Source organism: Pseudomonas sp. LBUM1656 (assembly GCF_059716065.1).
Genome location: NZ_CP166800.1, coordinates 6,069,952 through 6,089,275 on the forward strand (window position 1 = coordinate 6,069,952; position 19,324 = coordinate 6,089,275).

The following is a 19,324-nucleotide window of genomic DNA, read 5'->3' on the forward strand; positions in this document are numbered from 1 at the left end:
TCCCGGGCGACGCTGTCACCTCAGGATTAAGCCAGCATTGCGAGCTAGAGCAGGAAGCTCAGGCCTACGCAGAACAGCAAAGCGGCAAACAGCCTTTTCAGCAACTTCGGCGACAGCCTGTGGGCCAGTCGCGCACCGAGACGGGCGAAAAACATGCTGGTCAGGGCAATCCCCAGCAGCGCCGGCAAATAAATAAAACCGAGACTATGGGCCGGCAGCAGCGGATCGTGCCAGCCCAGAATCATGAAACTTAATGCACTGGCCAAGGCGATGGGCAGACCGCACGCCGACGAAGTAGCCACGGCTTGCTGCATCGGCACGCTGCGCCAGGTCAGGAACGGCACGGTCAACGAGCCGCCGCCAATGCCAAAAATCGCCGAGGCCCAGCCAATCACGCTGCCGGCCACGGTGAGACCGAGTTTGCCGGGCACCGTTCGGCTGGCCTTGGGTTTGACGTCCAGCGCCAGTTGCACGGCGATGATCAGCGCAAACACACCGATGATTTTCTGCAGGTTCGGGCCGGAGATCGCTTCGGCCGTCAGCGCACCGAAACCGGCGCCCATCAAAATGCCCACGGTCATCCAGACAAATATCGGCCATCGCACCGCGCCGCGACGGTGATGTTCGCGGACCGCATTGACCGACGTAAAGATGATCGTGGCCAGGGATGTGCCGACCGCCAGGTGGGTCAGGATCGAAGCGTCGAAGCCCTGCAAGGTGAAACTGAACACCAGCACCGGGACGATGATGATCCCGCCGCCGACCCCGAACAGCCCGGCCAGCACGCCTGCACAGGCGCCCAGCGCCAGATAGAGCAGAAATTCCATGGACGATCCCAATGCTTAGCCAAAACCGGAGCGGCATGGTAACGGATGCGTGGCCTCAGGCTCCACTGCGGATGGCAATGGAACGACAGGCGACGACTGCGTAGAGTGGGCAAAAAACACACAAGGACCACCTTATGTGCCTGATTGTCTTTGCCTGGCGCCCGGGTCATGCCCAGCCGCTGATCGTGGCGGCCAACCGCGACGAATTTTATGCCCGCCCCAGCCTGCCCTTGGCGCAATGGCCCGAAGCGCCTCAGGTTTATGCCGGTCGCGACCTGGAAGCCGGCGGCACCTGGCTCGGAATCGGGGCTAATGGGCGCTTCGCTGCGCTGACCAATATTCGTGATCCGAACCAGTCGCCATCGCGAAAATCCCGAGGTGAGCTGGTGGCGGGTTTTCTTTTAGGCAATAGGCTGATTGATGACTACTTGAACGACGTTGTCGGACGTTCGCTGGAATATGCCGGGTTTAATCTGCTGATCGGTAATGCCAACGAACTGTGGCACTTCAATGCGCGGGAGTCTGAGGCGGTGATGCTGCCACCCGGGGTTTATGGGGTGTCGAATGCCGGGCTGGATACGCCGTGGCCGAAGCTGCTCAAGGCGCGGGCGGCGTTGGAGGAAGCGCTGGAGGATCCCCAGCCAGAGGCATTACTGGCGTTGCTGAATGATCCGCAGACCGTACCGTTTGCTGAATTGCCGGATACCGGGGTGGGGTTGGCGACCGAGACGTTGTTGTCGAGCGTGTTTATTGCCAGCCCCACGTACGGGACGCGGGCGAGTACGGCGTTGATTGTTCAGGCGGACGGCACGCGGCATATGGTCGAACGGAGTTTCGGGCCGTATGGGGGGCATTTGGGGGAAGTGGAGATCAGACTTTGATTTTGTGATGAATGCACTGGCCCCATCGCGGGCAAGCCCGCTCCCACAGGGTCAGGTGTTGCTCACAAAATCAGTGACCGACCTAATTTCTGTGGGAGCGGGCTTGCTCGCGAAGGGGCCATCAGCCTTTTAAAGAGCCTTGACCACAGCCGGATTGACCATCTTCGCCAGCCCAAGGTTCTTCAGCGCCAGTTGCAGCGAGCTGTGGATAACTTGCGGGTTGTCGATGGTCATCAGTTCGGCCAGCAATTCCTTGGCCATGCTGAGGTTGACCTGACGCAGCATCCACTTCACTTTCGGCAGGTTGGTGGCGTTCATCGACAGGCTGTCGAAGCCCATCGCCATCAACAGCACCGCCGCCGCCGGGTCACCGGCCATCTCGCCGCAGATACTGACTGGCTTGCCTTCGGCGTGAGCGTCACGCACCACACTCTGCAGGGCTTGCAGCACCGCCGGGTGCAGGTAGTCGTAGAGGTCGGCTACCCGCGGGTTGTTTCGATCCACTGCCAACAGGTACTGGGTCAGGTCGTTGGAGCCGACCGACAGGAAGTCCACTTGCCGCGCCAGCTCCTTGGTCTGATAAACCGCTGCCGGAATCTCGATCATCACGCCGATCGGCGGCATAGGCACATCGCAGCCTTCGTCGCGGACTTCACCCCAGGCCCGGTGAATCAAGTGCAGGGCTTCTTCGAGTTCATGGGTGCCGGAGATCATCGGCAGCAGAATCCGCAGGTTGTTCAGGCCTTCGCTGGCCTTGAGCATCGCGCGGGTCTGCACCAGGAAGATTTCCGGGTGGTCGAGAGTGACGCGAATGCCGCGCCAGCCGAGGAACGGGTTGTCTTCCTTGATCGGGAAGTACGACAGCGACTTGTCGCCACCGATGTCCAGACTGCGCATGGTCACCGGTTGCGGGTGGAACGCGGCGAGCTGCTCGCGGTAGATCGCCAGTTGCTCCTTTTCGCTCGGGAACCTCTGGTTGATCATGAACGGCACTTCGGTGCGGTACAGGCCGACGCCTTCGGCACCGCGCTTCTGCGCCCGCGCTACGTCCGCTAACAGGCCGGTGTTGACCCACAGCGGCATGCGATGGCCATCGAGGGTTACGCACGGCAAGTCGCGCAGGGAGTCGAGACCGAGCGCCAGTTGTTTCTCTTCTTCCACCACTTCGGCGAACTGCTTGCGCAGCACGTCGCTGGGGTTGGTGTAGACCTCGCCGCGATTACCGTCGACGATCAATTCGATGCCGTCGACCTTGGCATAAGGCAGGTCGACCAGGCCCATCACCGTCGGGATGCCCATCGCCCGGGCAAGGATCGCGACGTGGGAGTTTCCTGAACCGAGGACCGAGACCAGACCGACCAGCGTGCCTTCCGGCACCTCGCCGAGCATCGCCGGCGTCAGTTCTTCGCTGACCAGAATGGTTTTTTCCGGGTAGACCAGGTTCTGCTGACGCTCTTCCTGCAAGTAGGCGAGCAAGCGGCGACCAAGGTCCTTGACGTCCGAGGCGCGCTCACGCAAGTAGGCGTCGTCCATCAATTCGAAACGGTTGACGTGCTCAGTGACCACCTGGCGCAACGCGCCCTGGGCCCACTGGCCGGTCTTGATCACCGTAGTCACTTCGCTGCCCAGCGCTTCGTCGGCGAGCATCATCAAGTAGACGTCGAACAAGGCCCGCTCTTCGGGGCGCAGCTGCGAGGCCAGTTTGGCGGACAACGCGCGCATGTCGGCGCGTACGCCTTCAATGGCGGTCTTGAACAGCCCGAGCTCGGCTTCGATGTCGGTGATGGTCTTGTCGGGTACCACGTCCAGATCGGCCGGCGGCAGCATGACCACCGCGGTCCCGACCGCCGCACCCGGCGAACCCGGCACGCCGACGAACTTGGCCTCCTGGATGCCTTTGCCCTGACGGCCCAGGCCACGGATCGAACCGGTGGCTTCGGCGTGGGCGATAACACCGGCGAGCTGCGCGCTCATGGTCACGAGGAAGGCTTCTTCTCCTTCATCGAACTGGCGGCGTTCTTTTTGCTGAATGACCAACACGCCGACGACGCGGCGGTGGTGAATGATCGGCGCCCCGAGGAAGGAGGCGTAGCGTTCTTCACCGGTCTCGGCGAAGTAGCGATAGCGCGGGTGATCCGCGGCGTTTTCGAGGTTCAGGGGTTCTTCGCGCGTGCCGACCAGGCCGACCAGACCTTCGTTGGGTGCCATGCTGACTTTGCCGATCGAGCGCTTGTTCAAGCCCTCGGTCGCCATCAGCACGAAGCGGTTGGTCTCGGGGTCAAGCAGGTAGACCGAGCAGACCTGGCTGCCCATGGCCTCTTTGACGCGCAACACAATAATCCCCAACGCCGCCTTGAGATCCTTGGCGGAGTTAACTTCCTGGACGATCTTGCGCAGCGTATTGAGCATGGCTCGGGGTCGAACTCCGTCGTCAGTCGCGCGTTAAAAGGCGCGGGGCAAGCTCTTTGAGAGCGCGTCGATACACCTCGCGCTTGAATGTCACCACCTGGCCCAACGGATACCAATAACTGACCCAGCGCCAGCCATCGAACTCCGGTTTACCGGTCAAATCCATCCGCACCCGCTGCTCGTTGGAGATCAGGCGCAGGAGAAACCATTTCTGTTTCTGGCCGATGCACAGCGGTTGGCTGTGCGTCCTGACCAGACGTTGCGGCAAACGATAGCGCAACCAGCCCCGGGTGCAGGCGAGAATTTCAACATCTTCGCGCTCAAGACCCACTTCTTCGTTCAACTCGCGATACAAGGCGTCTTCCGGCGTCTCCTGGGGGTTGATCCCTCCCTGTGGAAACTGCCAGGCATCTTGATTGATACGGCGAGCCCATAGCACCTGTCCGGCATCATTCGTGAGAATGATCCCGACATTGGGGCGGAAACCATCGGGGTCGATCACGGCAACAACCTCGCAAACGCATGTCGCCGCATTGTTCCACAAAGGTTGTGAAGGCAGCAACGAGCCGACCTACCTTATGTGCACTCTTGTGAAAAGTCCGTATTCTGGACGCCTTTCTACAGACTTTTCAGCGAGTAACTGCAATGCGGCTGGCTTTATTCGACTTGGACAACACGCTCTTGGGCGGTGACAGCGACCACGCCTGGGGCGATTACCTGTGCGAACGCGGCTTCCTCGACGCCGTCGCCTACAAGGCACGCAACGACGAGTTTTACCAGGACTACCTGGCCGGCAAGCTGGATAACGATGCCTACTTGAACTTCTGCCTGGAAGTCCTCGGCCGCACCGAGATGGCCACGCTGGATCAATGGCACCTGGATTACATGCGCGATTGCATTGAGCCGATCGTGCTGCCCAAGGCTATTGAGTTGCTGGCCAAGCACCGTGAAGCCGGCGACAAACTGGTGATTATCACAGCGACCAACCGCTTCGTTACCGGGCCGATTGCCCAGCGTCTGGGTGTTGAAACCCTGATCGCCACTGAATGCGAGATGGTCGATGGGCGTTATACCGGGCGCAGCACCGATGTTCCTTGCTTCCGTGAGGGCAAGGTCACGCGGTTGAATCGCTGGCTGGAAGAGACCGGGTATTCGCTGGAAGACAGTTACTTCTATAGCGACTCGATGAACGATTTGCCGCTGCTGGAGCAGGTGACTCACGCTGTGGCGGTCGATCCAGATCCTAACTTACGCGCCGAAGCCGAGAAGCGTGGCTGGCCGGTAATGTCGTTGCGTGACTGATATCGCCTGTAGCAGCTGCCGAGGTACGAGGCTGCGTTGCGGTCCGCAGGACCGCCCAGGGGGCCGCTTCGCAGCCCATCGCAGCCTCGTACCTCGGCAGCTGCTACAGATTCTGCGCTAAACCGGCTTGGCGCCCATCAATCCCGCAATCGCGACAAAACAAACGAAGCTGAACAATGCGAGAGCGAAGGTGAACTTGCCGCTGCCTCCTGGCGCAGTGCGCAACTTGTTAAGCCGCACCAGCAACCAAAACCACCCCAACGCCGCCACGGTGTAAAGCACACTCGACGCCAGCAACCAGGTCTGCCCCAGCGGCCAGCCCACCAGATGCACCATCCACCACCCAGTAAACGGCATGCTCAGCAGCGCCAGGCCCATCAACAGCCAGACAAACACCCGTGGCCGCTGTAGCGTGCGTGCCGCAGCAGTCGCATCGCCATTACGCCGCGTTTGCCAAACCCATATCCCCAGGCCCAGTGCACAGCCCAACAATATTGCCGTCGCCGCGGTGTGCGCCATCTTCAGGGCGGTTAACGTTTCCATTGTTCAATTTCCTTATGGCGTGGCCATCATCGTAGCCGCTCAGCCAAGAAACAGCTGATAGGCCGGGTTGTCGCTTTCGTCCCAGTACGGGTAACCGATTTCCTCAAGCGCCGCAGGAACCAGATGTCGCTCGTCGTGAGGCACTTGCAGCCCCGCGACCACACGACCATCCGCCGCGCCGTGGTTGCGGTAATGGAACATCGAGATGTTCCAGCGCCCACCGAGTTTGTTGAGGAAGTTGAACAGCGCGCCCGGACGCTCAGGGAATTCAAAGCGCAGAATCACTTCGTCGACCACGTGGGCCGCACGACCGCCCACCATGTGGCGAATGTGCAACTTGGCCAGCTCGTTATCAGTCAGGTCCAGCACCGGGAAACCTTGTTCGCCCAGGCTGGCAATCAGCGCACTGCGCGGGTCGGTTTCCGGATGCGTCTGCACGCCGACGAAGATGTGCGCTTCGCTGCCGGTGTTGTAGCGGTAGTTGAATTCGGTGATCTGGCGCTTGCCGATGGCTTCGCAGAACGCCTTGAAGCTGCCCGGTTTCTCGGGGATGGTCACGGCGATGATCGCCTCGCGACCCTCGCCCAGTTCGGCGCGCTCGGCAACGTGGCGCAAGCGGTCGAAGTTGACGTTGGCGCCAGAGTCGATGGCCACAAAGGTGTGCCCTGTCACGCCATTTTGTTCGACGTATTTCTTGATCCCGGCCACGCCCAAGGCGCCAGCAGGTTCGGTGATCGAGCGGGTATCGTCGTAGATATCCTTGATCGCCGCGCAGATCTCGTCGGTGCTGACGGTAATCACTTCATCGACGTAGTCTTTGCAGATGTCGAAGGTGTGCTGACCGATTTGCGCCACCGCGACGCCATCGGCGAACAGGCCCACGGTCGGCAGCACCACGCGCTCGCCGGCCGCCATGGCCGCTTGCAGACAGTTGGAATCGTCCGGCTCGACGCCGATGATCTTGATTTCCGGGCGCAGGTATTTCACGTACGCCGCGATCCCGGCGATCAGCCCGCCGCCGCCCACCGGGACGAAAATCGCATCCAGACGCCCCGGGTGCTGGCGCAGAATCTCCATCGCCACCGTGCCCTGCCCGGCAATGGTGTGCGGATCGTCATAGGGGTGAATGTAGACGTAGCCTTTTTCGTCGACCAGTTTCAGCGAGTAGGCCAGGGCTTCCGGGAACGAATCCCCGTGCAGCACCACTTTGCCACCGCGCGAACGCACGCCTTCGACCTTGATTTCCGGGGTGGTCTTGGGCATCACGATGGTGGCTTTCACGCCCAGCACTTTCGCCGCCAGGGCCAGGCCCTGCGCGTGGTTGCCCGCCGACGCGGTGACTACGCCGCGAGCGCGTTCTTCATCGCTCAACTGGGTCAGCTTGTTGTAGGCGCCGCGAATCTTGAACGAGAACACCGGCTGCAAGTCTTCACGCTTGAGCCAAATGGAGTTGCCCAGCCGCTCGGAGAGCTGGCGGGCCGTCTGCAATGGGGTTTCTACGGCAACGTCATAAACGCGCGAGGTGAGGATCTTTTTGACGTACTGTTCGAGCATCGGAAAGCATCACTGAGCGGGTTGGGCAGGGCCAAGGAGTCTAACCCGGCTTTCGGGCGGACGACCACACGAATACAGAGGTTTTAGACCCGCATGAAGCTATAATGCCGGCCTTTCCGTTTCCCCTTGCCCGCTTCGGAGCCCGCATGACCCAGGATCAACTCAAACAGGCAGTGGCTCAGGCCGCCGTCGACTTCATCCTCCCGAAACTCGACGACAAGAGCGTCGTTGGTGTCGGCACCGGCTCCACCGCCAACTGCTTCATCGACGCCCTGGCCAAGCACAAAGGCGCGTTCGATGGCGCAGTCGCCAGTTCCGAAGCCACCGCCGCCCGCCTCAAGGGCCACGGCATTCCGGTGTATGAGCTGAACACCGTCAGCGACCTGGAGTTCTACGTCGACGGCGCCGATGAAAGTGACGAGCACCTGAATCTGATCAAGGGCGGTGGCGCGGCCCTGACCCGCGAGAAGATTGTCGCGGCCGTGGCCAAGACCTTCATCTGCATCGCTGATGGCAGCAAACTGGTGCCGGTACTTGGCGCTTTCCCGCTGCCGGTCGAAGTGATCCCGATGGCCCGCAGCCACGTGGCTCGCGAGCTGGTGAAGCTGGGCGGCGACCCGGTGTACCGTGAAGGCGTGCTGACCGACAACGGCAACATCATCCTCGACGTGTTCAACATGCAGATCACCAACCCGGTGGAGCTGGAAACGCAGATCAACGCGATTGTTGGCGTGGTCACCAATGGCTTGTTCGCGGCACGTCCGGCGGATTTGCTGTTGTTGGGTACCAGCGAAGGCGTGAAAACCCTGCGCACCAAGTAAGACATACACAAAACCTGTGGGAGCGAGCCTGCTCGCGATGGCGGTGTAACAGTCAACATAAATGTTGGATGTTATGGCCTCATCGCGAGCAGGCTCGCTCCCACATTGGTTTTGCGGTGTTGGTTAGTTCTGCGGTGGTTTCTTGAAGACGTAGAACAAGTTGGGTTCGCTGACGAGGTACATCGTGCCATCGTCATCCATGGCGATGCCTTCCGCTTGCGGGACAGTCTTCTGCAATCCCTGACGCCCCTTGCTCAATGACATGGTGCTCAGCGGTCGCCCGTCCACATCCAGTTCCAGAATCAACCGCGACTCATCCGACAGCGCCAGCAGATGGCCGCTGCGCTCGTCGTATTGCAGGCTCGACAGGTCTCGCACAAACATCCCTGCATCGCGCTTGGGGTTGTTGACCACGTGCACCGCGTAGGATTTCTCCGGGTTGTAATGCGGGAAGCCCTGCACTTCGTAGATCAGCATCGGGTCGCGTTCCTTGGCGACAAACAGGCGCTTGCCCACCGAATCGTACGCCAGTCCTTCGAACCCCTTGTTGCCGCTCATGTGCACGCCGAGGGTCATCTGTTCGGCGTCTGCCGCGTCGAGGAATTTGGTGTCCTTTTCCAGATGAATCTTGATCAGCCGTTGCTCGCGCTCATCGGTGATCACATAAGTGTCGGCGCTGATGAACTCCACCGCCTCAGGATCACCGAAGCCGACCAGCGAAATGCGTCGAATGATCCGTCCGTCGAGCGACAGTTCGATCAGCTCGGCGTTTTTGTTGGTGACGGTGAACAGGCTTTTGCGCACCGGATCGAAGGTCAGCGCCGACACATCGTCGTTCAGCCCGTCAATGACTCGGGCCTCGATCTCTACCCGGTATTGATCCAGGCCGATGGACTCGCTGCTCAGCGGTTGCCAGAGAGTATGCAGGTTGAACCAGGCGCGCTCGAACAGACGCATGTATTGGCCGATCGCAACCAGCACGACCAAGGCAATCACTGTCAGGATCAAAATAAGGGGTTTGGGACGGGCAAGTCGGCGCATTAAGGCGAGCTCGGAAACAGAAACAGGCGGATGAAATATCACGCCTGTATGAATTCAAGCTTAATGGCCAGTTGCCTTTGACCACAACCGCTGTATTCGGGGCGCCTATTTCTGCTTTTCGAAACGGTAGAACAGGTTCGGCTCACTCACCATGTACAGCGTGCCCGCATCGTCCATGGTCACGCCTTCGGCACGGGGAATGGTCTTCTTCAAGCCGTTGAAGCCGCCCAGCAAGGTCATGAAGCTGACCTGCTCGCCCTTCTCGTCCAGTTCCAGCAACAAGTGGGAATCGGCGGACAGCACCAGCGTGTGACCCGTGCGCGGGTCGATGGCCAGCCCCGACAGGTTGCGGATGTCCAGTTCGTCATTGGCGAGTTTCTGTTTGTCACCCTTGAGGCTCTGGCTGCCGTCGCTTTTCCAGCTGAACAGCGCCGGCGGACGCTCCTCACCCAGGAGGATTTGCTGATTGCGCGGGTCATAGACAATCGCTTCGAAGGCCTTGTTCTGGTCTTTCGAAGGGCCGAGGTCGTATTTCGGGAAGTTGGCGATGTTCAGTTCGCGAGTGTCGGCATCGACCTTGACGATGGAGAGCATGTGCTCCCGCTCATCGACGATGGCCAGCAGGCCGTTGCCCATCACGGTCAGTCCTTCCGGGTTGCTCCAGCCCACCAGCGGCATTTTGCGCAGGACGTCGCCCTGCAAAGTCAGCTCAACGAGAAACGGGTTCTTGCCCATGACCGAAAACAGGGTTTTGGTTTGCGGGTCGTAGGCCAGGTCCGACGCTTCATCCTTCTCCATGCCCGGCAGCAGCTTGGCGTCGATCACCGCGCGGTAATCCGGCAGCCAGATACTTTCCTGACGCTCGGCCGGGCTTTCAAAACGTTCATGCAGCCAGAGCACACCGCGATCATCCCAATGCATCGCAAAGGCAAGGCCATAAGCGGCGGCCGCCACTAGCAAAAGCCAGGAATACCAACGCATGACGAAGCGCGAGCGGCGGGCAGTTTTGACTGTGGGCAGCGGTCGGGTGGCCATTCAGGATGCGTTCCAGAAATTCAGGCTACGGGTAATAGCACAATTGGGACCGGCTCAGACGCCAGAATCCGCGGAATTATCCAGACTAGATGTGAAAAAAACGGGAAATGGCGGGATTGCCCTACACAGTGATCGTTCCCACGCTCTGCGTGGGAATGCCGCAATGGACGCTCCGCGTCCGCTTCGGGATGTGACGCGGAGCGTCACGGGATGCATTCCCACGCAGAGCGTGGGAACGATCAGTTGGCTTGGACTAGCGGACGCTGCTGGTGAAGCTGCTGGCGCCCGGCAGTTCGATCACCAGTTCATCACCGACATTCAGCGGGCCAACGCCCACCGGCGTGCCGGTCAGGATCACGTCACCGGCCTGCAGCGAGAAGCAGCCGGCCATGTACTGGATCATCGGCACGATCGGGTTGAGCATCGCGCTGCTGTTGCCATCCTGGCGCACTTCGCCATTGATGGTCAGGCGAATGCCGATGTCGGTCAGGTCGGCAAAGGTGCTGCCGGACACGAACGGAGCAATCACCGCAGCACCGTCGAAGGACTTGGCGATTTCCCACGGCAAGCCCTTGGATTTCAGCTCGGCCTGCTTGTCGCGCAGCGTCAGGTCCAGGGCCGGGGCGAAACCGGAGATCGCATCCAGCACTTCTTCACGGCTTGGCTTGGTCGACAGAGGCTTGCCGATCAACACCGCAATTTCCGCTTCGTAATGCACCGAACCGCGCTCGGTCGGAATGCTGAAACCGCCTTCCAGCGGCACCACGCAACTGCCCGGCTTGATGAACAGCAACGGTTCTGTAGGCACCGGGTTGTCCAGCTCCTTGGCGTGTTCGGCGTAGTTACGGCCGATGCACACTACTTTCCCCAGCGGGAAATGAATACGCGTACCGTCGACATACTGGTGCTGATAGCTCATTACCGACTCCTGTTCCGTTGATTCAAACAGCGAAGATCTTGCCCGGGTTCATGATGCCGTTCGGGTCGAACACCGCTTTAACCGCTTTCATGTACTCGATCTCAACCTTTGATCTGCTGTAGGTCAAGTAATCGCGCTTGGTCATGCCCACGCCGTGTTCGGCGGAAATCGAGCCGTTGTACTTCTCGACGGTTTCGAACACCCACTTGTTGACGGTCGCGCACTTGGCGAAGAACTCGTCCTTGCTCAGGTTTTCCGGCTTGAGGATGTTCAAGTGCAGGTTGCCGTCGCCGATGTGGCCGAACCAGACGATTTCGAAGTCCGGGTAGTGTTCGCCGACGATCGCGTCGATTTCCTTCAGGAACGCCGGGACTTTCGACACAGTGACCGAAATGTCGTTCTTGTACGGTGTCCAGTGGGAAATGGTTTCGGAGATGTATTCGCGCAGCTTCCACAGGTTCTGCAACTGGGATTCGCTCTGGCTCATCACGCCGTCCAGCACCCAGCCCTGCTCGACGCAGTGTTCGAAGGTTTCCAGGGCGTGGTTGGCCACTTCTTCAGTGGTCGCTTCGAATTCCAGCAACGCGTAGAACGGGCAATCGGTTTCAAACGCCGCCGGCACGTCGCCGCGAGCCATGACCTTGGCCAGGGCTTTGTCGGAGAAGAATTCAAAGGCCGTCAGGTCGAGTTTGCTCTGGAACGCGTGCAGCACCGGCATGATCGAGTCGAAATCGGCGGTGCCGAGGACCATCGCGGTGAGGTTTTTCGGGGCACGGTCCAGACGCATGGTCGCTTCGACCACAAATCCGAGGGTGCCTTCGGCGCCGATGAACAATTGGCGCAGGTCATAGCCAGTGGCGTTCTTGATCAGGTCGCGGTTCAGCTCCAGCAAATCGCCCTTGCCGGTGACGACTTTCATGCCCGCCACCCAGTTGCGGGTCATGCCGTAGCGAATCACCTTGATTCCGCCGGCATTGGTGCCGATATTGCCGCCAATCTGGCTGGAACCTGCCGAAGCGAAGTCCACCGGGTAGTACAGGCCTTTTTCTTCGGCGACGTTCTGCAAATGCTCGGTGACCACGCCTGGCTGGCACACAGCCGTGCGATCGGTGAGGTTCACGTCGAGAATCTGGTTCATGTAGTCGAACGACACAACCACTTCGCCATTGGCGGCCACGGCAGCGGCGGACAGCCCGGTACGACCGCCGGACGGCACCAGCGCAATTTTGTGCTCATTGGCCCAACGGACGATGGCCTGGACCTGCTCGGTGGTCTTGGGGAACACGATGGCCGTCGGGGCCGGGGCGAAATGCTTGGTCCAATCCTTGCCGTAAGCATTCAGGGAGTCGGCGTCGGTCAGCACCTTGCCAGGCTCAACCAGGGTCTTCAGCTCATCAATCAGGGCAGGATTGGTCATCGACAGAACTCTCGAACAATTCATGGTCATCCTGAGAACGCTTCACGTCGCAGGAATGAGTGTTTAGCGGGGTGCGTATGCTAGCATACCGACCCCGCAGGGTAGTGCCCAACGGCTATTCTGTGGCGACGGCTTTCTTGCCGTCGGGGTCAGCGTCTGTTGACCATTTCCTGCCATTTTTCTCCGGGATACAGGTTTACGCAGATGAGCAAGACTTCTCTCGATAAGAGCAAGATCAAGTTCCTTCTTCTCGAAGGCGTCCACCAATCGGCTGTCGACGTTCTCAAGTCGGCGGGCTACACCAGCATCGAGTACCTCACCGGTTCTCTGCCGGAAGCCCAGCTGAAGGAAAAGATCGCTGATGCGCACTTCATCGGCATTCGTTCGCGCACCCAACTGACCGAAGAGATCTTCGATCACGCGAAGAAGCTTGTTGCTGTAGGTTGTTTCTGCATCGGCACCAACCAGGTCGACCTGAACGCGGCTCGCGAACGCGGCATTGCGGTGTTCAACGCACCGTACTCCAACACTCGCTCCGTTGCCGAGCTGGTGCTGGCCGAAGCGATCCTGTTGCTGCGTGGCATCCCCGAGAAGAACGCTTCCTGCCACCGTGGCGGCTGGATCAAGAGCGCGGCCAACTCTTTCGAGATCCGCGGCAAGAAGCTGGGTATCGTCGGCTACGGCTCGATCGGTACTCAACTGTCGGTCCTGGCTGAAGGCTTAGGGATGCAGGTGTACTTCTACGACACCGTCACCAAGCTGCCACTGGGCAACGCAACCCAGGTCGGCAACCTGCACGATCTGCTGGGAATGTCCGACATCGTCACCCTGCACGTTCCGGAAACCGCGGCAACCCAGTGGATGATCGGCGAGAAGGAAATCCGCGCCATCAAGAAGGGCGGCATCCTGATCAACGCAGCGCGCGGCACGGTCGTTGAACTGCAAGCCCTGGCGGACGCGATCAAGGACAAGCACCTGATCGGTGCGGCCATCGACGTGTTCCCGGTGGAGCCTCGCTCCAACGACGAAGAGTTCGAAAGCCCGCTGCGTGGCCTGGACAACGTGATCCTGACCCCGCACATCGGCGGCTCCACCGCTGAAGCGCAAGCCAACATCGGTCTGGAAGTGGCAGAGAAACTGGTCAAGTACAGCGACAACGGTACCTCGGTATCGTCCGTGAACTTCCCGGAAGTAGCCCTGCCGGCTCACCCTGGCAAGCACCGCCTGCTGCACATCCACGAGAACATTCCGGGTGTGATGAGCGAGATCAACAAGGTCTTCGCCGAAAACGGCATCAACATTTCCGGTCAGTTCCTGCAGACCAACGAGAAAGTCGGCTACGTCGTGATCGACGTCGACGCCGATTACTCGGAAATTGCCCAGGAGAAGCTGCAGCACATCAACGGCACCATTCGTTGCCGCGTGTTGTTCTGACAGTGACTTGAGCGACAAAAAAAGGAGACCTTGGGGTCTCCTTTTTCATGGGCGCGGTTCTTTATTCCGAGCAGGTTACTTAACGTTGACGGTGATCTTCTCGGAGACGATCGGTGGATCGAAGGCCATATGGTTCATGTCGCCCAACTCCAACTGCAAGGTGTGCTTGCCTGGTGTCAGCGTCAGCTCGGTTTCTGTCTGCGCCTTGCCAAAATGAACGTGATTGGCATCTGCCGGGATGACTTCCCCTGCTGCAACTACCTCCTTGGCATCGACCAGCAAATGGTGGTGGCCAGTATTCTTGGTGGTATCGCCCGCTGGCGCCAACGCAACGTTCTCCACAGCGAATTTGATTTTGAAAGTCTGCGGAACAGTCCCACCATCTTCAGGAGAAACGATGGACACTTCAGCGCCCTTGGGGGCCGGTGTAGCCGCACTGGCCAGCACTGAAACGCCCATCAGCAGGCCAGTCAACGCAGCACGTGACATAAACGTTTTCATTCTCTTCTCCAGTTTTTCCGTAAAATCCGCGTGGCCGAGACAACTTCACGGCCATTCGTTGTCGAAGGATCTCGACAACCATAGCAAAGCGAGCCTGAACCAGCGCATCGCAATAATGAATTCAAAGGAGTGACCATGCGCTTTTTGCCTGGCCTGATCTGCCTGCTACCCCTTTTGAGCCCTTTGGCTCATGCCGAACTGATTGACGATGTCTTCGATCGTGGCGAACTGCGCATTGCTATCGAGGCTAATACACCGCCCTTCAATTTCAAGGACGACGGCAAACTCACTGGCTTCGAAGTCGAGTTGGGGCAAATGCTGGCCAACGAACTGGATGTGCGCGCCGACTTTGTCGTTACAGACTCCACCGATCTGTTGCCCGGTGTTGAAACCGGCAAATACGACATCGCCATCAACCACATAGCAATGACCCCGGAACTGAAGGATCGTTTCGACTTCACCGAACCTTACATTCACACCAATGCGCAATTGATCGCGCAGAAAGAAGAAGAGCCGCGTTCAATCCTGCTGGTGCAGTCGCTGACAGAAGAAAAGCCGAAAGCCGCCCCGGCTGTGGACCTGGCGATTCCGTTTCAGAAGGGTAATCCGGCATTTCACGCCAGCCTGGAGAGTGCGCTGAAGCGGATAAAGGAGGACGGGCGACTGGAGGCGCTGGAGCGGAAGTGGTTCAAGGCGGACACCAGTGTGGCGCCCAAGCCTTGATCCCAAGTTGACGAATAACCCTGTGGGAGCGGGCTTGCTCGCGAATGCGGTGTATCAGTCGACATCTCTATCAACCGACACACCGCATTCGCGAGCAAGCCCGCTCCCACATTCGTTTTGTATAGGGTGTTAGGTCAGGGTTGCCAAGGCTGCCGCCGCTTCGGCCAACTCCAGTTCACTAAAAACCTTAACCCCATTGCGCTTGAGCAACGCTGCCGTCACCCCTTCGCCACTGACCTTCACGCCGCTGAAGCTCCCGTCATACGTCAGCACATTCCCGCACGACGGGCTGTTGGCCTTGAGCACCGCAATCCGGATGCCATGCTCTCGCACCAACTCCAGCGCCTGATAAGCCCCCGACAGAAACTGCGCACTGACGTCCTCGCCCTCGGTGGTGATGACAGCGGCGTGGCCATCCAGCACTTCACCACCCTGCCCGCCCGGAATTTCCGCCGCGGCCCTGGGGGTCGGCAAACCACCGGCCACTTCCGGGCACAACGGCACGACCCGACCTTCATCGAGCCACTGTTGCAGCTGATCGAACGGCCCGCTCGCCCCGCCGTCGTAACGCACGCGGTGACCCAGCAGGCAGCGGCTGACCAGAATTTTCTGCATGATCAGAACGGCTCGTTACCGCGACGCCGGAACCAGCCCGTCAACGACAGGCGATCCCGGGTCGCGGGCAGGACTTCGTGGGGCACTTCGCCCGACAGGAACACCACCAGGCATCCGCCGGTGGGCACCACATCGTGTTCGACGCCGTCCTTCAGGTACATGCGCAACTGACCGCCGTGCTCGGGCAGCCAGGCGTCATTGAGGTAGATCACCGCCGAGACCATGCGCCGGTCGTCATCGCGAAAACGATCGACATGCTTGAGGTAAAACGCACCGGGTGGGTAAAGGGCGAAATGGCTTTCGAAATCTTCCAGGCCCAGGAAGAGCCCGCGATTCATTGCCTCGCGCAGGCTGTCCATCAAGCCCAGATAACTGTCGCACGCCACTGCCTGGCCGGGCTCGAGCCACTGGATGTGGTCGCCGCGAATCCCCTCGCGAATCTCCGACGTCGGCCCGCGCCCCACGGCCGCCGGGGCCAGTTCGCCCTCGGCTGCACGTTTATGGCACTCAGCCGCCAGTTCCCGGGTCAGACCCAGAGGCAGGAAAATATTCTGCTGCGACCAGCCGCGCTCGGCCAGGTCGTCGACGATACGTAACAGCAGCGGGTGATCAGAGGATATTTGCATGGCGCGCATAGTATGCCTGTGCCTGCAAATCCGACAGAGCCGCGCGGCGGAGGATTTGTCGGATTACTGATACGAATTCTCGACAAGTACGGAAGCCGCACGGAGAATAGTCGCCTGCTGACAGGAGTCCCTATGCGCCGTTTGCTTTTTTCATTGCTGATGCTCTGTGTGTTGCCCGCTTGGGCAGACGGCCACGACCAGTTGTACAAGGTCGCCGGTTGGCCAGATCAGCGCGCGCATTTTAACGACGCCCTCTCCGCCGCCCAGCAGCGCTACCAGAACAGCCTGCCACCGGCGGTGTTCCAAGCCTTGGTGAACAACAGCAATCAACGTTTCGCCCCCCAGGCCGTGGACCAGCGCGCCGAAGCGCAGTTGCGCAAAAGCCTCAGCGATCCGAAACCCGCACTGACCTTCTTTCAATCGCCCCTGGGCAAGAAAATCGTCGCCGCCGAATTGCTGGCGACCCGTCGCGATCAGCTGGCGAAAAACGCCAAGGGGCTGCCGAAAATTCAAGCCAGCGACAGCCGCCTGTTGATCATCGGTCACCTGGCCCAGGCCCTGCCCGCTCGCGAGGCTGGCGCGGAAGTCAGTCTGGCGATTGCCGGCGTCGCGGCTGACAGCCTGAGTTCGATGATCCCGGGGTTGCTCGGTGGTGGTCAGGCTCAGGGGATGTTGAACGGTCAGCGCCAGCGGTTGATGGATCAGATCGGGGCGGATCTGAACAACACGCTGTTGTATGTCTATCGCGACTTGTCGGATGAAGAACTGGAAGAGTTCGCGACCTTTGCCGAGTCCACCGAGGGCAAGGCGTATTACCAGGCGGCGCTGGCGGCGATTCGGGCGGGGTTGGCGGTGGGGCAGAATCCGGCGAATCTCAGCCAGTAATCTTCGGCGCCTCAAACATCGCATTCGCGAGCAAGCCCGCTCCCACAATGAAATGCATTTCAACTGTGGGAGCGGGCTTGCTCCGGGCGGCGGTCCGACGAAGTGGCCCTAACGGTCGCTAAAGATTCCGGCCTTTAATCTGTTTCGTCAAAAACCCGAAATACTCATCTCGCAGCACCACCGTCTCATTCGCCAAGTGATGCCGCGCCTCCGGCAGCATCAGCACCAGCGGCCGATCGAACTTGGCCTTCAGCACCTCAAGGTTATGCGCCCAATCCACCGTCATGTCCGCCTGTCCCTGCACAATCAGCGGTCTTCGCGGGCTGTTCGGCGCGGCCTCGATGCGCTTGATCCACCGCGCCAACGCACCCACCCACGCCGTTGGCAGTCGCAGTGGCTGCAGCGGATCGGCTTGCAGGAACGGCAAGAAGTCAGGGTCGTTGGAGTTCTCGCTGAAGCGCCGGGCGATGCCTTTCACGAAGGGCTTGAGCAGGTAATAACTGAGCTGCGACCAACCCCAGGCGCGCGGCCGAACCAGCGGTGACAACAGAATCACCTCGCCTTGGGCCGGACTGTTCGTGCCCTGGTTGAGCACATGATCGATCACGATCGCCCCACCTGTGCTCTGCCCGCACAGGTGCCACGGCTGCGGCAAATCAAGGGCCTGCGCTTCGGCAAGCAGCCCTTCCAGTGTGTGTTGATACTCGACAAAGTCCTTGATGCTCGCTCGCTCGCCGCTGGACAGACCATGCCCCGGCAAGTCGCAGGCAATCACTGCAAAGCCCTGATCCAGCGCCCACTCGATGACATGCCGGTAAAGACCGGTGTGGTCGTAGAAGCCGTGGAACAGAAACAGCGTCGCCTTCGCCCGCTCGGGCCACCAGACCTGGCTGACCACTTGATAGCCATCTACCTCGAATCGCCCCAACCCGCTGCGCTGCGCTCGCCCCGAATAATCCAGACCGTAGAACCGCTGATAAGCCAGCGCCTCTGACGAAAGCGGCTGCCACTCGGCCAGTGGCCGCAGGCTGGCACGCAAATGATCGGGGTCGAAAGTGGCAGACATGAGCTATTCCAGAGCGCTAAACAGACTTTATGGGCCTGCGATATTCATCTGTCGCGGCAAGCATGGCAAGCTAGCCGACCTTCGAGGATTGAAACCCATGCGTCCGGCCTACCGCACCACACTGCTCGCCAGCCTGCTCGCCCTCGTGTGTGCCGGCGTCTTGTGGGCGGCCTATGACTGGTTTCAGGGGCGCTACCTGCGCGCCTTCAGCTCGCACACCGCGCTGTTTTCCGGCGACCCGCTGCGCCTGCCCGACGACCTCGCCGGCCCCGGCGCTATTCGCCTGGTGCATTTCTGGGACCCGGCCTGCCCGTGCAATGTCGGCAATCAACAACACCTGACCGAACTGGTCGAGCACTACGTACCGCAGGGCGTGGAGTTTTACGCGGTTCAAAAACCCGGCAGCCACGGTCAGTTGCCCAGCACTTTGAGCAGCCTGAAAACCATCACCGTGCTCCCGGGCTCCGAACAGATCCCCGCCAGCCCGGCGGTGGCGATCTGGGACCGCAGCGGCAAACTGGCGTATTTCGGCCCGTACAGCGAAGGCCTGACCTGCAATTCGAACAACAGCTTTATCGAGCCCATCCTGCAAGCACTCAGCGAAGGTCGCGCGGTGAGCGCTACCCATACACTGGCGGTCGGTTGCTACTGCCCTTGGCCGGAGGAAGTGAAGTAAGGCAATCCTGACTTTTCCAGGACCGCGATGCCCGGCACAGGAGGTCTGT

General features: G+C 60.1%; 20 protein-coding genes. 7 read left to right on the forward strand and 13 right to left on the reverse strand.

All coding sequences use genetic code 11. The annotated features are described in order from the left end of the window. Positions 1 to 44: 44 nt before the first annotated feature. Positions 45 to 827, reverse strand: a complete 783-nt coding sequence (locus ACA072_RS27565; protein ID WP_497621856.1) for a sulfite exporter TauE/SafE family protein — start codon at positions 825 to 827, stop codon at positions 45 to 47. A 134-nt stretch (positions 828 to 961) separates the two neighbouring features. Between ACA072_RS27565 and ACA072_RS27570 the strand changes: the two genes are divergently transcribed. Then, entirely contained in the window at positions 962 to 1,708 is a 747-nt protein-coding gene (locus ACA072_RS27570; protein ID WP_497621857.1) for an NRDE family protein, read from the forward strand. A 129-nt stretch (positions 1,709 to 1,837) separates the two neighbouring features. Here the strand turns inward: ACA072_RS27570 and ptsP are convergent, their stop codons facing one another. Next, positions 1,838 to 4,117: a phosphoenolpyruvate--protein phosphotransferase gene (gene ptsP / locus ACA072_RS27575; RefSeq protein ID WP_497621859.1), complete on the reverse strand. Its 2,280-nt coding sequence runs from the start codon at positions 4,115 to 4,117 to the stop codon at positions 1,838 to 1,840. Positions 4,118 to 4,139: 22 nt separating this feature from the next. Further along, the gene (locus ACA072_RS27580) at positions 4,140 to 4,619 is read right to left on the reverse strand and encodes an RNA pyrophosphohydrolase (protein ID WP_007945562.1); all 480 of its coding nucleotides are present in this window, start codon (positions 4,617 to 4,619) and stop codon (positions 4,140 to 4,142) included. Between the two features lie 143 nt (positions 4,620 to 4,762). Between ACA072_RS27580 and ACA072_RS27585 the strand changes: the two genes are divergently transcribed. Further along, positions 4,763 to 5,419, forward strand: a complete 657-nt coding sequence (locus tag ACA072_RS27585) for a histidinol-phosphatase (protein ID WP_497449350.1) — start codon at positions 4,763 to 4,765, stop codon at positions 5,417 to 5,419. Between the two features lie 117 nt (positions 5,420 to 5,536). Here ACA072_RS27585 and ACA072_RS27590 read toward each other — a convergent pair whose 3' ends face one another. Continuing rightward, entirely contained in the window at positions 5,537 to 5,962 is a 426-nt protein-coding gene (locus ACA072_RS27590; protein ID WP_497621862.1) for a DUF2269 domain-containing protein, read from the reverse strand. 39 nt (positions 5,963 to 6,001) lie between these two features. Further along, the gene (gene ilvA, locus ACA072_RS27595; RefSeq protein WP_497621864.1) at positions 6,002 to 7,516 is read right to left on the reverse strand and encodes a threonine ammonia-lyase, biosynthetic; all 1,515 of its coding nucleotides are present in this window, start codon (positions 7,514 to 7,516) and stop codon (positions 6,002 to 6,004) included. A 146-nt stretch (positions 7,517 to 7,662) separates the two neighbouring features. Here ilvA and rpiA point away from each other — a divergent pair, with 146 nt between their 5' ends. Further along, a complete protein-coding gene (gene rpiA, locus ACA072_RS27600) occupies positions 7,663 to 8,337 on the forward strand; it encodes a ribose-5-phosphate isomerase RpiA (RefSeq protein WP_497621865.1) in 675 nt (224 codons plus the stop codon). Between the two features lie 123 nt (positions 8,338 to 8,460). Here the strand turns inward: rpiA and ACA072_RS27605 are convergent, their stop codons facing one another. From ACA072_RS27605 to ACA072_RS27620, 4 genes are all read right to left on the reverse strand, one after another. Next, positions 8,461 to 9,378 carry an SdiA-regulated domain-containing protein gene (locus ACA072_RS27605; RefSeq protein WP_497621866.1) on the reverse strand — a complete coding sequence of 306 codons (918 nt, stop codon included), beginning with the start codon at positions 9,376 to 9,378 and terminating at the stop codon, positions 8,461 to 8,463. A gap of 105 nt (positions 9,379 to 9,483) precedes the next feature. Next, the gene (locus tag ACA072_RS27610; protein WP_497621867.1) at positions 9,484 to 10,413 is read right to left on the reverse strand and encodes an SdiA-regulated domain-containing protein; all 930 of its coding nucleotides are present in this window, start codon (positions 10,411 to 10,413) and stop codon (positions 9,484 to 9,486) included. A gap of 253 nt (positions 10,414 to 10,666) precedes the next feature. Further along, on the reverse strand, positions 10,667 to 11,332 hold the full coding sequence (locus tag ACA072_RS27615) for a fumarylacetoacetate hydrolase family protein (protein WP_497621869.1): 666 nt from the start codon (positions 11,330 to 11,332) through the stop codon (positions 10,667 to 10,669). A gap of 22 nt (positions 11,333 to 11,354) precedes the next feature. Further along, entirely contained in the window at positions 11,355 to 12,749 is a 1,395-nt protein-coding gene (locus ACA072_RS27620; RefSeq protein WP_497621871.1) for a D-2-hydroxyglutarate dehydrogenase, read from the reverse strand. A gap of 204 nt (positions 12,750 to 12,953) precedes the next feature. Between ACA072_RS27620 and serA the strand changes: the two genes are divergently transcribed. After that, positions 12,954 to 14,183: a phosphoglycerate dehydrogenase gene (serA, locus tag ACA072_RS27625; protein WP_427636369.1), complete on the forward strand. Its 1,230-nt coding sequence runs from the start codon at positions 12,954 to 12,956 to the stop codon at positions 14,181 to 14,183. 75 nt (positions 14,184 to 14,258) lie between these two features. Here the strand turns inward: serA and ACA072_RS27630 are convergent, their stop codons facing one another. Further along, a complete protein-coding gene (locus tag ACA072_RS27630; protein WP_497621873.1) occupies positions 14,259 to 14,684 on the reverse strand; it encodes a DUF4399 domain-containing protein in 426 nt (141 codons plus the stop codon). Between the two features lie 135 nt (positions 14,685 to 14,819). Here ACA072_RS27630 and ACA072_RS27635 point away from each other — a divergent pair, with 135 nt between their 5' ends. Further along, entirely contained in the window at positions 14,820 to 15,407 is a 588-nt protein-coding gene (locus ACA072_RS27635; protein ID WP_497621875.1) for a transporter substrate-binding domain-containing protein, read from the forward strand. A 129-nt stretch (positions 15,408 to 15,536) separates the two neighbouring features. On the opposite strand, the gene ACA072_RS27640 is transcribed toward ACA072_RS27635, so the two are convergent. Both ACA072_RS27640 and ACA072_RS27645 read right to left on the reverse strand, forming a co-directional pair. Beyond that, positions 15,537 to 16,022, reverse strand: a complete 486-nt coding sequence (locus tag ACA072_RS27640; protein WP_497621877.1) for a 2-thiouracil desulfurase family protein — start codon at positions 16,020 to 16,022, stop codon at positions 15,537 to 15,539. A 2-nt stretch (positions 16,023 to 16,024) separates the two neighbouring features. Then, positions 16,025 to 16,657: a 2OG-Fe(II) oxygenase gene (locus ACA072_RS27645; protein ID WP_497621879.1), complete on the reverse strand. Its 633-nt coding sequence runs from the start codon at positions 16,655 to 16,657 to the stop codon at positions 16,025 to 16,027. 123 nt (positions 16,658 to 16,780) lie between these two features. Here ACA072_RS27645 and ACA072_RS27650 point away from each other — a divergent pair, with 123 nt between their 5' ends. After that, the gene (locus tag ACA072_RS27650) at positions 16,781 to 17,533 is read left to right on the forward strand and encodes a DUF2059 domain-containing protein (RefSeq protein WP_497621880.1); all 753 of its coding nucleotides are present in this window, start codon (positions 16,781 to 16,783) and stop codon (positions 17,531 to 17,533) included. Positions 17,534 to 17,651: 118 nt separating this feature from the next. Here the strand turns inward: ACA072_RS27650 and bipL are convergent, their stop codons facing one another. Next, positions 17,652 to 18,599, reverse strand: a complete 948-nt coding sequence (gene bipL / locus ACA072_RS27655) for a phospholipase BipL (RefSeq protein ID WP_497621882.1) — start codon at positions 18,597 to 18,599, stop codon at positions 17,652 to 17,654. 97 nt (positions 18,600 to 18,696) lie between these two features. Between bipL and ACA072_RS27660 the strand changes: the two genes are divergently transcribed. Beyond that, the gene (locus ACA072_RS27660; RefSeq protein ID WP_497621884.1) at positions 18,697 to 19,275 is read left to right on the forward strand and encodes a DUF6436 domain-containing protein; all 579 of its coding nucleotides are present in this window, start codon (positions 18,697 to 18,699) and stop codon (positions 19,273 to 19,275) included. Positions 19,276 to 19,324: the final 49 nt, after the last annotated feature.